8 protein-coding genes are annotated in these 15,598 nt (G+C 66.7%); 3 read left to right on the top strand and 5 right to left on the bottom strand.

Annotation, left to right across the window (positions count from 1 at the left end; translation table 11 throughout):
- Positions 1–11: 11 nt before the first annotated feature.
- Entirely contained in the window at positions 12–3,596 is a 3,585-nt protein-coding gene (locus AC5P8R_RS10610; RefSeq protein ID WP_495223374.1) for an ABC transporter permease/M1 family aminopeptidase, read from the top strand.
- Positions 3,597–3,711: 115 nt separating this feature from the next.
- On the opposite strand, the gene AC5P8R_RS10605 is transcribed toward AC5P8R_RS10610, so the two are convergent.
- From AC5P8R_RS10605 to AC5P8R_RS10585, 5 genes are all read right to left on the bottom strand, one after another.
- Positions 3,712–4,029: a hypothetical protein gene (locus AC5P8R_RS10605; RefSeq protein WP_049404961.1), complete on the bottom strand. Its 318-nt coding sequence runs from the start codon at positions 4,027–4,029 to the stop codon at positions 3,712–3,714.
- A 160-nt stretch (positions 4,030–4,189) separates the two neighbouring features.
- Positions 4,190–4,576 (bottom strand): SseB family protein, encoded by a 387-nt coding sequence (locus tag AC5P8R_RS10600; RefSeq protein ID WP_495223373.1) that lies wholly within the window; start codon positions 4,574–4,576, stop codon positions 4,190–4,192.
- A gap of 121 nt (positions 4,577–4,697) precedes the next feature.
- Positions 4,698–6,413 (bottom strand): alpha-amylase family glycosyl hydrolase, encoded by a 1,716-nt coding sequence (locus tag AC5P8R_RS10595; protein WP_495223372.1) that lies wholly within the window; start codon positions 6,411–6,413, stop codon positions 4,698–4,700.
- Positions 6,413–7,900, bottom strand: a complete 1,488-nt coding sequence (locus AC5P8R_RS10590) for an MFS transporter (RefSeq protein WP_014646291.1) — start codon at positions 7,898–7,900, stop codon at positions 6,413–6,415. Before AC5P8R_RS10590 ends, AC5P8R_RS10595 begins: the two co-directional genes overlap by 1 nt.
- A complete protein-coding gene (locus AC5P8R_RS10585) occupies positions 7,897–10,089 on the bottom strand; it encodes a glucosidase family protein (RefSeq protein WP_014646290.1) in 2,193 nt (730 codons plus the stop codon). The genes AC5P8R_RS10590 and AC5P8R_RS10585 overlap by 4 nt, the downstream gene beginning before the upstream one ends.
- 237 nt (positions 10,090–10,326) lie before the next feature.
- On the opposite strand from AC5P8R_RS10585, the gene AC5P8R_RS10580 reads away from it, so the two are divergent.
- Together AC5P8R_RS10580 and AC5P8R_RS10575 are read left to right on the top strand one after the other, a co-directional pair.
- Positions 10,327–12,381, top strand: coding sequence for a glycoside hydrolase family 97 protein (locus tag AC5P8R_RS10580; protein ID WP_495223371.1), 2,055 nt, complete (start codon positions 10,327–10,329; stop codon positions 12,379–12,381).
- Positions 12,382–12,656: 275 nt separating this feature from the next.
- Positions 12,657–15,410, top strand: a complete 2,754-nt coding sequence (locus AC5P8R_RS10575) for a TonB-dependent receptor (RefSeq protein WP_185741874.1) — start codon at positions 12,657–12,659, stop codon at positions 15,408–15,410.
- The last annotated feature ends 188 nt before the right edge of the window (positions 15,411–15,598 follow it).

The following is a 15,598-nucleotide window of genomic DNA, read 5'->3' as shown; positions in this document are numbered from 1 at the left end:
CGGAGCACGCCATGATCCTCAATTTCTTCCGTTTCGAGCTGCGCGAGCAGCTGCGTTCCCCGCTGCTGTGGCTGCTGGCCGCGCTGTTCGCCCTGCTCGCCTTCGCCGCTGCGTCCACCGACGCCGTACAGATCGGTGGTGGCAGCGGCAACGTGCACAGCAACGCTCCCACCGTGATCGCGCAGATGCTGGGCATCTTCACCCTGCTCGGCATGCTGGTCACCGCCCTGTTCGTCAGCAATGCGCTGCTGCGTGACTTCGAACTGGGCACCGCCGAGCTGATCTTCGCCAGCCCGGTGAAACGCCGCGATTACCTGGCCGGCCGCATCGCCGCCGCCCTGGCTACCGGCCTGCTGTTCTACCTGCTGGTCGCTTTCGGGCTCTGGCTGGCACCGTTCATGCCCTGGGTGGACGCCGAGCGCATGGGGCCGATCAGCTGGCAGGGCTATGCCTGGAGTTTTGCGGTCATCGTCATTCCCAACCTGTTGTTCACCACCGCGCTGCTGTCATTGCTGGCAGCGGTCACGCGTTCGATCCTGTGGGTCTACATCGGGCTGGTGGCCTACCTGGTCCTGTTCGGCGCCAGCGCGGCGGTGCTGCGCGACATCGACAACACCTGGCTGGCGGTGCTCAGCGAGCCTTTGGGCATGCGCGCCCTGTCGCGCACCATCCGCTACTGGTCCACCGCCGAGCACAACAGCGGCGTTCCCGGCCTGGCGGGCTACCTGCTGGCCAACCGTGCCCTGTGGCTGGGCGTGACGGCGCTGCTGTTCGCCGCCACGTTCGCCCTGTTCCGCACCGAGCGCAGCGGCAGCGGCCGTCGTCGCTGGGGCCGCCGGCAGGCGCAGCCGGTTGCCGACGCCGCCGCCCTCCGGCCCAACCGCAACCCGTTGCCGCGCGTGGTACCGGCATTCAGCGCGACCACCGCGTGGCAACAGTTCCTGCGCCAGGTGCGCTTCGACACGCGCGGCGTCCTGCGCAGCGTGCCGTTCATCGTGCTGCTGGTGCTGGGCCTGGCCAATTTCCTGCCCAACGCGCTGTTCCGGCAGACCCTGTACGGCACCTCGATCTGGCCGGTCACCTCGCAGATGATCATGGGCCTGCAGGGGGCCTTCAGCTGGCTGCTGGTGATCATCGTGCTGTTCTTCGCCGGTGAGCTGGTGTGGAAGGAACGCAGCGCGCGCATCAACGAAGTGACCGATGCCATGCCGGTGCCGAACTGGGTACCGCTGCTGGCCAAGTTCACCGCACTGCTGGCAGTGATCATCTGCTTCCAGGCCGCCGGTGCACTGGCGGCGATGGGCGTGCAGCTGGTCAAGGGCTACACCCACCTGGAGCCGCTGCTGTACCTGCGCAGCCTGGCGCTGGACTCGGTGATCTACATCCTGATGGGGGGCCTGGCACTGGTGCTGCAGGTGCTCACCAACAACAAGTTCGTCGGTTACGCGCTGCTGATCGTGGTGATGATCGGCCAGGGCGTGCTCGGCATGCTGGACTACACGCAGAACCTGTACACCTTCGGTGGCTGGCCCAACGCTCCCTATTCGGACATGAACGGCTACGGCCACTTCCTGCCGGGGCAGCTGGCATTCCAGGGCTACTGGGCGCTGTTCCTGCTGACCCTGATGTGCCTGGCATCGGCGCTCTGGGTGCGCGGTGTCAGCCAGGGCCTGCGCCAGCGCCTGGTCCTGGCCGGCCGCCGCCTGCGCGGCCCGACCGGCGTCTTCGCCGGACTTGCGGCATTGGCCTTCGCCGGCGTGGGCAGCTGGCTGTACTGGAGCACCAATATCCGCAACGAGTTCATCTCGCCCGACCAGCAGCTGGACCTGCAGGCCCGCTACGAGCGCGAGCTGTCGAAGTACCGCACCCAGCCGCAGCCGCGCATCGTGGCGGTGGACAACCGCGTGGACCTGTTCCCGGAATCGCAGTCGATGGTGATCGATGCGAACTGGACGGTGCGCAATACCCATGCCACGCCGATCCAGGACGTGCATGTCTCGATGGGCGATGACAAGCAGCTGGTCGACGTCGACCTGGGTGGGCAGACGCTGTCGTTGCACGATGCCGATCTCGGCTACCGCATCTACCGCCTGCAGAAGCCGCTGCAGCCGGGCGAAACCCGCAGCGTGCATTTCCGGGTGGTGCAGAAACCCAACGGCATCACCGCCGGGCTGGCGCCTAGCAACATCGTGGACAACGGCACCTTCTTCAACAGCCGCGTGCTGCCCTCGTTCGGCTACAACGAGGGCGCCGAGATCAGCGACCGCAACGAGCGGCGCAAGCGCGGCCTGGGTGAGCCGCGGCGCATGCCCAGGCTGGAGGACGAAGCGGCGCGTGCCAACACGTACATTGCCAACGATGCCGACTGGCTCGACTTCCGCACCACGGTCTGCACCGCACCGGACCAGGTGGCGCTGGCCCCGGGCTACCTGCAGCGCGAGACCACGGTCAACGGCCGGCGCTGCTTCAGCTACGCCATGGACCGGCCGATGCTGAACTTCTATGCCTATCTATCGGCACGCTGGGAGGTGCGCAAGGCGAAGTACAAGGACATCCCGATCGAGGTCTACTTCGATCCGGCGCACGGCTACAACGTGGACCGGATGATCGAGGCGGTGCAGAAGTCGCTGGCCTATTACGAGGCGAACTTCACCCCGTACCAGCACCGCCAGGTACGCATCATCGAATTCCCGGGCTATGCCCGCTTCGCGCAGTCCTTCGCCAACACCATCCCCTATTCCGAGGCCATCGGTTTCATCGCCGACCTGCGCGACCCGGACAAGGTGGACTACGTGTTCTACGTGACCGCGCACGAGATCGCGCACCAGTGGTGGGCGCACCAGGTGATCGGCGCCAACGTGCAGGGCGCGACCGTGCTGTCCGAATCGCTGTCGCAGTACTCGGCCTTGATGGTGATGGAGCAGGAATACGGCCGCCAGCACATGCGCCAGTTCCTCAAGCGCGAACTGGATGGCTACCTGTCCGGCCGCGGTGGCGAAGCCATCGAGGAACAGCCGCTGGAACGCGTGGAAAACCAGCAGTACATCCACTACCAGAAGGGTTCGCTGGTGTTCTACCGCCTGCGCGAGGAAATCGGCGAGCAGGCGCTGAACCGTGCGTTGAAGCGCTTCCTGCAGGACAAGGGCTACCAGCAGCCGCCGTACACCACCTCACGCGAGCTGCTGGGCTACATCCGCGCCGAGACCCCGGCCGACCGCCAGCAGCTGGTCACCGACCTGTTCGAGAAGATCAGCTTCTACGACAACCGGGTGATGGCCGCCAGCGCCCGCAAACGTGCTGACGGCCGCTACGACGTGACCCTGGACCTGCATGCCGCCAAGCAGTACGCCGATGGCAAGGGCAGGGAGAGCGACGCGAAGATGGATGACTGGGTCGAGATCGGCGTGTTCGCCACCGGACCGTCGGGCAAGGAGCGCGACCAGAAGGTGCTGTACCTGCAGCGCCACCACATCACCAGCGCCGCGCCGAAGATCACGGTGACGGTGGATGAAAAGCCGGACGAAGCAGGCTTCGATCCCTACAACAAGCTGATCGACCGGGTGAGCGATGACAACCGGCGCAAGGTGACGATGTGAAGCAACGGGGCGCCGGCCGATGTGCCGGTGCTCCGCGCGACGCGTGCGGGCTTGGCTTGGCCTTGCTGTAGTGCCGAGCCCTGCCCCGCACACCGTCCACGACAACCGCGAAAGTTCAGCGCACCGGGGCCTTCGGCCCCAGCAACGCCAGCAGCACGAAGACCACGATCGAGGCGACGGTGCCAAGCACCGCCGGCAACCCGAATGCCCACGCCGGACGGCCCTGCTGGCGCGCCCACTGGCCCAGATGCCAGGCCGCCCCCAGGTTGATCAGCCAGGCAATGGCGAACACCGGCCACAGCACCATGCCCACCGCACGCAGAACAGGCATGGACACCAGTGCGGCGACGATGGCCGCGATCAGGAAGACCAGTGCGGAGCGGGAATGGCGTGATCGTGCCGGTGCGTCGGCGGGTGATTCGCTGAATTCCATGGAGAGTGCCTCGATCCCGATGTAGTCCAAAGGGGATCACGTACGGTGCCCGAAGGGAAGCTCTCTGTAGTAGGGAAGCTCTCTGTAGTATCGAGCCGTGCTCGACTGATCCGGCATTGCGCGAACGGCAGCCGAGCATGGGCTTGGCTCTACATGACAATCAACCCTGGGCGAAGTCCTTCAGGATCTCGCCGACGCCGCTGGGCGAGATCTCGAAGCCCAGCGAAGTGCCCGGGTTGATCACCACGCCGTAGCCACCCGGCACGCGGCGCAGCACGTCCAGCATCCGCCAGCGGATCTGGTGTTCGGCCTGCTGGCTGTAGATGCCCACCCGCGACGGATCGGTGAACACGGCCACGTGCAGGGTGCCCTGCTTGTCGAACAGCAGCGGGTCGAAGCCGCTGCCATCGGGGGTCACCAGGCTGCCGGTCAGCAGTACCACCTTGGAGGCGACGAAGGCCTCCATGAAGGCGCGGATCGGCACCGACCCGTCCATCGCCGCCTTCAGCAGGGTTTCGATCGGGGTCTGCGGGGCGAGGTCGGTCATGGCGATACGGCGGGGCGTGAGGGGGGCCTATTGTGCCGGATATGGTCACCCCGGTAGTGCCGGCCGCTGGCCGGCACCTGAAGGTGCCATGGATTCATGGGTTGCCGGCCAGCGGCCGGCACTACCGCCCCAGACGCACGTCCCGCGCCCGCTGGTCGGCCATCGCCTTGTCCAGCTCGGCCTGCAGCGCCGGCTGCTGCACGGCGGCATCGAGCACGTACACCTTCACCCCGTGCGCCGGCACTTCGGCCTTCAGGGAAGCATCCACCTGCAACGAACCGCCGTCCAGCGCATCACGCCAGCGGCCCGCCTGGACGTACCGCGCCACGGTGAAGGTCTTCGCACTGTCGCCCTTGTTCAGCAGCACCAGCGCGGTCTGCGCCACCTCGCCATGCTGCAGCACGCGGAAGAACACCGCCTCATCACCCTGCAGGCGCTCGTTCACCTGCAGGCCGCGCTGCAGCGCCGGAGTGGCTGCGCGCAGCCGGGCGATACGCTGCAGCGGCGCGAAGATCGGACTCTTCGGCGCAGCATCCACACGCGGCTGGCCGAAGTAAGCGCGATTGCCGGCATGCTCGGCACGGCCACGCATGAAGCCCGTCTCCGAGCCGTAATAGACCACCGGAATGCCGCGCGCGGTGAACAGCCAGTTGTGCGCATCGATGAAGCCGTTGTCACTGGCCTGCAGGCGCGGCATGTCGTGGTTGTCGTAGAAGCTCATCAGCTCGTACGGGTTGGCATACGGCCCACCGCTCAGATGCAGCGGCTCGGCCAGGGTCTCGAAACCCTTGCCGGCGGTGCCGAACGCCTGCTCCAGTGCACCGCGCAACGGGAAGTCGAGCACGCTGACGTTGGCGTTGGCCGGCCAGGTGTGCTCTGCAATGCGCGCGGCATCGTAATCGAACGCTTCGCCGAACATGAACATGCCCGGGTGCTCGGCGCGGATGCGCTTGACGAAGGCATGCCACCACGGGTGCGGCAACCAGCCGATGGTGTCGATGCGCAGCGCATCCACGCCCTGAGCGGCCCATTGCAGGTAAGCACCGACCAGGTAGTCCATCACCGCCGGATTGTCCTGGTTGAAGTCGGACAGCTCGGCCAGGTTGCCATCGAAGATCGAGCCGTCCTTGCTGTCGACCGGTCCAATGCCGTTGTAGAACGCGTGCAGCGGGTTGTGCTTCGGATCCAGTTCCTGCGGCGGCAGGTTCTGGTGGTCGGCGATCAGTTTTCCGTCCTTGTCGAAGATCTGGCCGAACTGCGGCTGCCGTGTCGGCATGGTCCAGGCCGGCGAACCGTGGTTGCCCACGATGTCCAGCACCACCTTCAAGCCGGCACCGTGCAGGCCCTTGGTCAGCCCGGCGAAATCCAGGTCCTTGCTGGGCAGGTGCTCATCAAGTCTGTAGAAGTTGATGCCCCAGTAGCCGTGATAACCGGTCTTGCCGCGGTCGGTCAGCGTGCTGGTGCAGCTGATCGGCTTGCTGCCGGTGAAGGCCTCGTCCGGATTGTCGACGATGGGCGTGATCCACACCGCGCCGAAGCCGAGGTTGCGGATGTACTGCGCATTGTCGAGCACGCCGCGGAAGTCGCCGCCGAGATAGCCGATGTTGCCGTCCACCTTGTCCGGGCAGGGCACCGGGATATCGAAGGTGCGGTGCACGCCCCCCTGGTCACGGTGATCGTTGGACGGATCACCGTTGACGAAGCGGTCGGTGACCACGAAGTACACCGCATCGCTGGCGAACGGTTCGGTGGTGCCCACATAGTCCGGGCGCGGCGCGGCCGCCGCATGGCCGGCCAGCAGCATCAAGGAAACAGCAACAGACAACGCAGCACGCATCACACCACCTCCGGACGGGACGGAACCCACAACACGCACAGGCCGGCAATGAACAGGCTGCAGCCGCCCAGCACCAGCACATGCATCGGCTGGCCGCCCAGCAACGTGCGCAGGGCGAAGCCGAGTGCACTGGCCGCCACCAGCTGCGGGATCACGATGAAGAAATTGAAGATGCCCATGTACACGCCCATCTTCGATGCCGGCACGCTGTCGGACAGCAGTGCATACGGCAGCGAGAGGATGGACGCCCAGGCAAAACCGACGCCGACCATCGACAGCAGCAGCCAGTGCGGGTCGCGGATGAACATCAGCGAGACCAGGCCGGCACCGCCCAGCCACAGGTTGACCAGGTGGCTCCAGCGCAGGCCGATCGCACGCACCATGAGTGGAATCAGCACCGCCGCCAACGCGGCGAACCCGTTGTAGGCGCCAAACAGCACGCCCACCCAGTTGGCGCCCTCGTTGTAGGCCGCCGACTCTGGTTCAGTCGAACCGAAATGGGCGCCAGCCACCGCGGCGGTGGTGTAGATCCACATCGCAAACAGCGCGAACCACGAGAAGAACTGTACCCACGCCAGGCGACGCATGGTGACCGGCATCGCGCGCAGGTCGCCGACGATGGCGGCCAGCATGTGCGTGGCCGGCAGCGTACGCGCGAGCGCCAGCAGCAGGCCATAGCCGGCACACAGGCCGGCCAGCACGTACAGCATCCGGTCGCCCTGCCGCCAGGTGATCAGCAGCGCCAGCAGTACGCCCAGCCCCAGCCATGCGGCCACCTGCACCCAGGGCGCCGGGCCGCTGATCGGCGCTGCTGCGTGACGTGCCGGAGGTTCGGCGTCATCGAAACCGGCCAGCTCCGCCGGTGAGTACTCGCGGGTGCTGACCACCGTCCAGGTGATTGCCGCCAACAGCACCACCGCGCCAAAGTAGAACGCATAGCGCACGGTATCAGGCACCTCACCTGCGGCAGCCGTATTGGCGACCCCGAAGTGGGCCAGGATGAACGGCAGGAAGCTGGCGACGATGGCGCCCACGCCGATGAAGAAGCTCTGCATGGCATAACCGGCCGGACGCTGGCGCGGCGCCAGCTGGTCACCGACGAAGGCGCGGAACGGCTCCATCGACACGTTGATCGAGGCATCGAGTACCCACAGCGTGCCGGCGGCGATCCACAGCGTCGGCGAGTTCGGCATCACCAGCAGCGCCAGCGTGGTCAGCACCGCTCCGATCATGAAATAAGGACGGCGGCGCCCCCAGCGCGTCCAGGTGCGGTCGGACAGGTAACCGATCACCGGCTGCACCAGCAGGCCGGTCAGCGGCGCGGCGATCCACAGCCCGGGCACCGCGTCGATGTCCGCGCCCAGCGTCTCGAAGATGCGGCTGGCATTGGCGTTCTGCAGGGCGAAGCCGAACTGGATGCCCAGGAAGCCGAAACACATGTTCCAGATCTGCCAGAACGACAGCTGCGGCTTGGCGGTACGATTCATCGTGCGCCCTCTGCCGCGGCCACCGGCGCCACCATCAGCGCCTGCACCTGGGCCTGGTTGAGCACGCCATCGCGTCCGCCCTTGCCCCCGGTGTAGTGCGCGAAGTGCTGCAGCGCGCTCATGTTGAAGCCTTCTTCAAGCGTGACCGTGCATCGGCCCTTGGGCACCGTGAATGTCGCCGAGGTCGAGTCCTGCACGGCCACGCTGTGCGGCAGGGTGACGGTGTGCCGCTGCAACGGCTGGCCCGGGCACTGCAGCACCAGCTGCTTCACCGCAGCGGTGACGCCGGTGTTGATCGGCCCGTTCGGATTGCGGTACTGCAGGCGCAGGCGCACCTGCCCGGCCCTGGCGGAGGTGAACTGCCAGCGCTGCGTACCCTTCAGTCGCTGCTGCGGACCGACGCAGACCATCGGGCTGTGCAGCGATTCAATTGCACCGTCGCGCCGGGTCAGGCTGAGGCAATGCTGCAGGCCATCGTCACCGATGCGTGCCAGACCATTGCTGGCGGCGAGCGCCCGGCCGTCCTGCCACAGCACCTGGCCGGCAGCGACCACGACATTCCAGCCCCTGCCCTTGCGTTGCACCTGCGGTGCGGCCGGCGTGGCCGGTGCGCGCGCATCTGCGTCGGCCGTCGTCGCCGCGCTGCGTGGCGCGGCTGCGGCGGGCACCAGCTGCACGGTGGTGGTGGCGCCACGGGTCTTCACCTTGCCCGCCACCAGCAGGCCATCACCCACCTGCTTCGGTCGCTCCAGCACATAACGCCTGCCATCGGCCTCCAGGGAGATGCGGCGCTGATTGCCGAACAGTTCGGGCACCAGCACGGCCGGCAGCTTGGGCTGCACGCGGCCATCGTCCTGCACGCCGAACACGCCCTCGACCACCATCGACAGATAGCCGGCCACCGACCACAGCTGGCGTTCGGAGTTGACCACCGGGCCGCTCAGCACGCCCTCGTCAACATGCACCGCCTGGCTGACCAGCTCGTAGTTCTCCATGTTGGAACCGGCCAGCGCGGCGCCCTGCATCAGCGAGCGGATCTCGGCGGCGATGCGCGGTGCATCGTCCAGCTGGCGCGCCGCGCGCAGCGAATAGGCACTGACGAACGGCCAGATCGCGCGGTTGTGGTAGATCGGCTGCTGCGCCTCCTGCGGCCACACCACCGGGCTGCCGGCCGGGCCCATCGGATACGCCGCCAGCGCACGCCGCGCGCGCTCGGGCGGCAGCACCTCGGCCAGGATGCCCAGCGACAGGCCGAGCAGATCGACCTTGGCGTACGGCACCGGGTGCGCGGCCTCGCCGATGTAGCTCATGTACTGGCCGATATCCTCGCGCCAGAAGCGCGCATCGATCTGCTGCGCCAACGCATCGGCCCAGGCCCTGTAGTCGGTCGCGCGGGCATCGCCGTGCTGCCCGGCCAGGCGTTCGGCCAGGCGCAGTGCCTGGTAGTGCAGCACGTTGGTGGACAGTGCGTAGGAATCACCGATGAAACGCACGTCCTCGCGGGTCCAGTCTGGATAGGTCTGCTCGCGCCAGTCCAGGAAGGAGGTCTCGCCGCGGTACAGGCCCATCTGCGCGTCGAACACCATCGCGCGGTCCTGCGCCAGCGTGCCCTGCAGCGCCTGCCAGACCTGATCGGCAAACGCTCGGTCCTCCAGCAGGTGGCGTGCCGCCAGGAACCACACCACGCGATCACTGCTGATCGGCCAGCTGCCGCCGGAACCGGTGTCCTGCGCCACGAACAGGCCGGGCGTACGCCCGTCACGGGCTGCCGACAGCTTGAACTGCAGCGACTGCCGGGTGCGCTGCGGGTCCAGCCGCGCCAGCGCCAGGTCGGCGGCGAAGCTGACATCACGGGTCCACACATAGGGCCAGCGTGCACCGGTCTGGAAGCACTCGCACGGGACCGGCCGGCCCTCGTCGAACGCCGGATCACGGATCGCGTCCACGCGGTCCTGGGACATCTCCTGCTGGGCGAGCGCGAACAGGGCATCGAACATCACGCTGCCGGTCTGGCTGCGCATCGGTGCGGCTGCGATCTGCACTGCGCCCTTCGGCGCATGCAGCACGAAGCTGCCCTTGGCAGCGGCTTCGGCGCGCGCATGGCGACCGTCGAATTGCAGGTCGGCCGCCTGCGCGGTCGATCCCAGCGCTGCCCCCAGGGCAGCGGTCAGGCAAATGATCTTCAGCATCGAAGCGGCGGACCGGCTTGCGCCCGTCGGCCTCCCTCCCTCTCTGCACGCGTTGTAGGTCCGCACCGTCGTTGCCGGCGGGCGGGCGCGGCCCCTCCCTCAAGGTGCCTGGGCCCCATGGTAGACGCGGGGCTGTCGGCTGCGTCCAGTTGCATACGTATTCATGGCATCGCGCGGTGGCGCGCCCGCCGCGCTGGCTTATGGTCCGGGTCTGCCAACGGCGCCTTGGGAGGGGAATTGCCGATGTCATCCACTGCTGTACGCGCGGTGTTCGCGCACATGCTTGGGCTGGCCCTGATCGGGTGGTCCACGCTGGTACAGGCCACGCCGCAGGTGGCCAGCGTCGAATCGCCGGGCAAGGTATTGAAGGTCAGTCTGCTGCTGGACGGCGGCACCGCCCGCTACCGTGTCGAGCGCCTGGGCGACACCGTGGTGGAGGATTCGAAGCTTGGCTTTGCCCTGCGCGACGGTCGCCTGGACCGCGATTTCGCCCTGCTGGGCCAGCAGCGGCGCAGCGTCGACGACACCTGGGAGCAGCCGTGGGGCGAGCGCCGGCTCACCCGCGACCACTTCAACGAGCTGACCGTGCAGCTGACTGAAACCACCGGCCGCAAGCGGCGGCTGGATGTGGTGTTCCGCGTCTACGATGATGGCCTTGGCTTCCGCTATGTGTTCCCTGAGCAACCGAACCTGCGCGAAGCCATCATCGATGACGAACTGACCGAATTCGCCATCGCGCCCGAATCAACCGCCTGGTGGATTCCCGCCGGCGAACCGATGCACTACGAATACCTGTATCAGCGCACGCCGCTGCGCGAAGTGCCGCTGGTGCATACGCCGATGACCCTGCGCAGCCGCGATGGCCTGCACGTGGCGATCCACGAGGCCGCGCTGGTGGACTATGCCGGCATGTGGCTGCGGCGCACCGAGGGGCAGCGCCTGCGCGCGCAGCTGTCGCCCTCTGCCGAAGGCTGGAAGGTACGCCGCACCCCGCCCTTCGCCACGCCGTGGCGCACGCTGCAGATCGCCGATCGTGCCGGTGGCCTGGTCGAATCGGACCTGATCCTCAACCTCAATGAACCCAACGCGCTGGGCGATGTGAGCTGGGTGAAGCCGGCCAAGTACCTGGGCGTGTGGTGGTCGATGCACCTGGACAACGAGAGCTGGGCAACCGGACCGAAGCACGCGGCCACCACCGCCAAGACCAGGAAGGTGATCGACTTCGCCGCCGCGCATGGCTTCCGTGGCGTGCTGGTGGAAGGCTGGAACCCGGGCTGGGACGGCAACTGGGTGGGCAATGGCTACGACTTCGATTTCACCCGTGCCACGCCCGATTTCGATATCGAAGCGCTGACGGCGTATGGCCTGAAGAAGGGCGTGCACCTGATCGGCCATCATGAAACCGGCTGCGCCATCGAGCACTACGAGGACCAGCTGGGTGCCGCGCTGGACCTGTATGCACGGCTGGGCGTGGACCAGTTCAAGACCGGCTACGTCTGCGACGACGGCCAGGTCGACCGCCGCAATCCGGCCGGGGGCCCACTGTGGCGCGAGTGGCACGACGGGCAGTTCATGGCCCGCCACCACCTGAAGGTGGTGCAGGAAGCCGCGCGCCGGCACCTGTCGGTCAACCCGCATGAGCCGATAAAGGATACCGGCCTGCGCCGCACCTATCCCAACTGGATCTCACGCGAAGGCGCGCGCGGCATGGAGTACAACGCCTGGGGCCAGCCACCGAACCCGCCGGAGCATGAGGTCAACCTGGTGTTTACCCGCATGCTGGCCGGGCCAATGGATTACACCCCCGGCATCCTCAGCCTGAAGGGCCGCCACGGCCAGGCCATTCCCAGCACGCTGGCCCGCCAGCTTGCCCTGTACGTGGTGCTGTACAGCCCGATCCAGATGGCCGCGGACCTGCCCGAACACTACCTGCAGCATCGCGAGGCGTTCCGTTTCATCGAGGACGTGGCGGTGGACTGGGAGCAGAGCCGCGTGCTCGATGGCGAAGTGGGTGACTACGTGACGATCGTGCGCCGCGACCGCAACAGCCGCGACTGGTTCCTCGGCAGCATCACCGACGAACACGGCCGCGTGCTGCCGGTACCGCTGGGCTTCCTGGAGCCAGGCGTGCGCTATCGCGCCGAGATCTACCGCGATGGTGAAGGCGCTGATTTCCGCAGCAACCCGTTCGCGTTCGCACGCGAAACCCGCGAGGTGACCAGTGCCGATGCACTGACGCTGGTGCTGGCACCGGGCGGTGGGCAGGCCATTCGCTTCACGCCCATCCACTGAACGTTTTCCTACCTGCGCTCCCGTAGCGCCCGAGCCCATGCTCGGGCGGCGGTGCGTAGCACCGAAACGCAGCCGAGCATGGGCCCGGCTCTACCGAACAAGGCACCTGAAAGCGATTACAACCCTGCAGACGCCATTGAATACGTATGCAGGGTGATTCCCGCGAAGAACGCGCTGCCTACCATAGCGGCGACGACAGCGGCCACCGCGTCGCACGTTCACGGCCCCGCCGGAACGCTCACAAATCGATCTGCAACATTGCCTGGGAGGGGAAAATGTTGAACCACAAGCGCAGCGCGCTGAGCATCGCGCTGGCCGTTGTCCTGGCGCCGACGCTGGCGTCGGCACAGTCCACGCAGAACACCACCACGCCGGCCGGCACCGCCGCCACCAACCTGGATACGGTGCAGGTCACCGGCATCCGCCGCGGCATCGAGAGCGCGATCGCGGTCAAGCAGGACGCCACCTCGGTGGTCGAGGCAATCTCCGCTGAAGACATCGGCAAGCTGCCCGACGTCAGCATCGCCGAATCCATCTCGCGCCTGCCCGGCCTGGCCGCCCAGCGCGTGGCCGGCCGTGCGCAGGTGATCAGCGTGCGCGGCCTGTCGCCGGACTTCGCCACCACCCTGCTCAATGGTCGCGAAGTGGTCAGCACCGGCGACAACCGCGGCGTCGAGTTCGACCAGTACCCGTCCGAGCTGGTCAACGGCGTGACGGTGTACAAGACCCCGGACGCGGCGCTGGTCGGCCAGGGCCTGTCAGGCACCATCGACATGCAGACCGCGCGCCCGCTTAGCTTCGGCGAGCGCGTGATCGCGGTCAGTGGCCGCTACCAGAAGAGCTCGCTGGGCCGCGCCGCCAACACCGATCCGTACGGCAACCGCTTCAGCGCCAGCTACATCGACCAGTTCCTGGACAAGACCCTGGGCATCGCCATCGGCTATGCGCACAGCGACATGCCGATCCAGGAGAACCAGGTCGGCCTGTACGAGCCGTGGACCACCGAGCACACCGACAAGGGCGACCGCCCGGGCGTGGGTGCCGGCACCTACTTCTCCGATGGCATCAAGGCGCTGCGCCGCACCGGCAACAACAAGCGCGACGGCGTGATGGCCACGATCCAGTTCCGCCCGAACAACAGCTGGACCAGCACCTTCGATGCCTTCCACACCGAAGCCGAGCAGATCGACACCGCCAACCAGTTCGAGCTGAACCTCAGCAACTACAACGGCAACTACACCCCGGGCCTGCTGGTCAGCAACCCGCAGGTCAACGCCAACGGCTCGTTCACCGGCGGCACCGCCAGCGGCGTGTATCCGCTGGTGCGCGGCATGTACAACAAGCGCAAGGACAAGATCGATGCGTTCGGCTGGAACAACGAGTTCAACTTCGGCGGCGTCAAGCTGGTCGCTGACCTGAACTACTCCAAGGCCACGCGCGACGAGCTGAACCTGGAAAACAACCTGCAGCTGACCCCGATGCCGCAACTGGATACGGTCGGCGTGTCGATCCGCCAGGACGGCTTCTCGCAGATCACCCCGGGCCTGAACTACTCCAACCCCGATGCGCTGTTCCTGACCAACACGATCTACGGCTCCGGCTACGGCAAGGTGCCGCAGGTGGAAGACCGCCTGAAGGGCGGCAAGCTGGCTGCCACCATCGCCCTTCCTGATGCCATCGCCTCGTGGGCACCGGACATCGACATCGGCGTGAACTATGCCGACCGCCGCAAGGTGAAGACCCAGTCCGAAGGCAACATCCTGCTCGGCGCACAGGGCGATGCCAACATCGCCTCGGACCTGCAGTACCGTCCGGTGGACCTGGGCTTCGCCGGCCTCGGCACCATCCCGGCCTGGAACGTACCGGCCGCTGTGGGTCGTTACATGACCTTCAACCCGGTCGACAACCTGGACTACCTGATCCCCAAGTCGTGGACGGTCGAAGAGAAGATCACCACCGCCTGGGCGCGCCTGAACATCAACACCGACATCGGTGAAGTGGGCGTGCGCGGCAACATCGGCGTGCAGATGCAGCACACCGACCAGAGCTCGGATTCGCGCTACTTTGACCGCTCCCGCCCAGCGGGCGAGAACGTTCTTCCTATCGCCAGCGGGAAAACTTATAACGATTGGTTGCCGAGCCTGAACCTGGCCTTCCTGTTCCCGCACCAGCAGACCCTTCGCTTCGCCGTCGCCAAGCAGGTCGCACGCCCGCGCGTGGATCAGATGCGCGCCGGTCTGGATTTTGGTGTTGCCCGAGAAACCGGCAAGCCCGGGGCCAGCGGCGGCAACCCCCTGCTGGATCCCTGGCGTGCAACCGCGGTCGACTTGTCTTACGAGAAGTACTTCGGCGAGAAGGCCTACGTAGCGGCGGCGATCTTCTACAAGGACCTGAAGAGTTACGTCTATACGCAGACAATTGATGGTTATGATTTCAGCGACCAAGTGGCCAACTGGGTTTCTCAACCAGGTGATGCGCCGGTGCTGACCACCGGCACCTTCTCCGCGCCGCAGAACGGCAAGGGCGGCACGTTGAAGGGCCTGGAACTGACCGCATCGTTCCCGCTGGACATGCTGACCGACAGCCTGCGTGGCTTCGGCCTGCAGGCCAGCGCGACCTTCAACAAGAGCGACATCACCATCCTGGATCCGGAGAGCGCCTCCAGCGTGGGCAGTGACCCGATCAGCCTGCCGGGCCTGTCCAAGCGCGTGTACAACTTCACTGCCTATTACGAGCGCAGCGGTTTTGAAGCACGCGTCAGCCAGCGCCGCCGGTCGGACTTCATCGGTGAGATCGGCAACTTCAACGGCAACCGCAGCCTGCGCTATGTCGTCGGCGAAAACGTGACCGATGCGCAGGTCAGCTACACCTTCAGCGACAGCAGCGCCCTGCGTGGCCTGACCCTGCTGCTGCAGGGCAGCAACCTGACCAACGAGCCGTACCGCACCTACGCCGGCAGCAAGGACCGCCCGCTGGAGTACATCGAATGGGGCCGCACCTACATGCTGGGCGTGAACTACAAGTTCTGAGGCAGCGCCGGGCCCTGCCCGGCAGCCCCGGACCCGGTAGTGCCGGCCGCTGGCCGGCAACAGAAAACAGGGAGCAGGACCGGAAACCCGCTGCGCAGGCAGCGGGTTTTCCTTTGCGCGGATGCCGGCCGCTGGTCGGCAAGGCCCACCCACAAAAAAGGGACGGGGCGCTTCGGCCCCGTCCCCGC

The organism is Stenotrophomonas sp. YJH_SMC_73, from assembly GCF_059370155.1.
Note: the sequence above shows the minus strand (reverse complement) of the source record. Positions and strands in the feature narration are given on the sequence as shown.

Bases quoted from the DNA above. Each gene is read 5' to 3' on its own strand.
- AC5P8R_RS10575 (WP_185741874.1), top strand. From the start codon at position 12,657: ATGTTGAACCACAAGCGCAGCGCGCTGAGCATCGCGCTGGCCGTTGTC.
- AC5P8R_RS10600 (WP_495223373.1), bottom strand. From the start codon at position 4,576: ATGACCGACCTCGCCCCGCAGACCCCGATCGAAACCCTGCTGAAGGCG.
- AC5P8R_RS10595 (WP_495223372.1), bottom strand. From the start codon at position 6,413: ATGCGTGCTGCGTTGTCTGTTGCTGTTTCCTTGATGCTGCTGGCCGGC.
- AC5P8R_RS10605 (WP_049404961.1), bottom strand. From the start codon at position 4,029: ATGGAATTCAGCGAATCACCCGCCGACGCACCGGCACGATCACGCCAT.
- AC5P8R_RS10590 (WP_014646291.1), bottom strand. From the start codon at position 7,900: ATGAATCGTACCGCCAAGCCGCAGCTGTCGTTCTGGCAGATCTGGAAC.
- AC5P8R_RS10585 (WP_014646290.1), bottom strand. From the start codon at position 10,089: ATGCTGAAGATCATTTGCCTGACCGCTGCCCTGGGGGCAGCGCTGGGA.
- AC5P8R_RS10610 (WP_495223374.1), top strand. From the start codon at position 12: ATGATCCTCAATTTCTTCCGTTTCGAGCTGCGCGAGCAGCTGCGTTCC.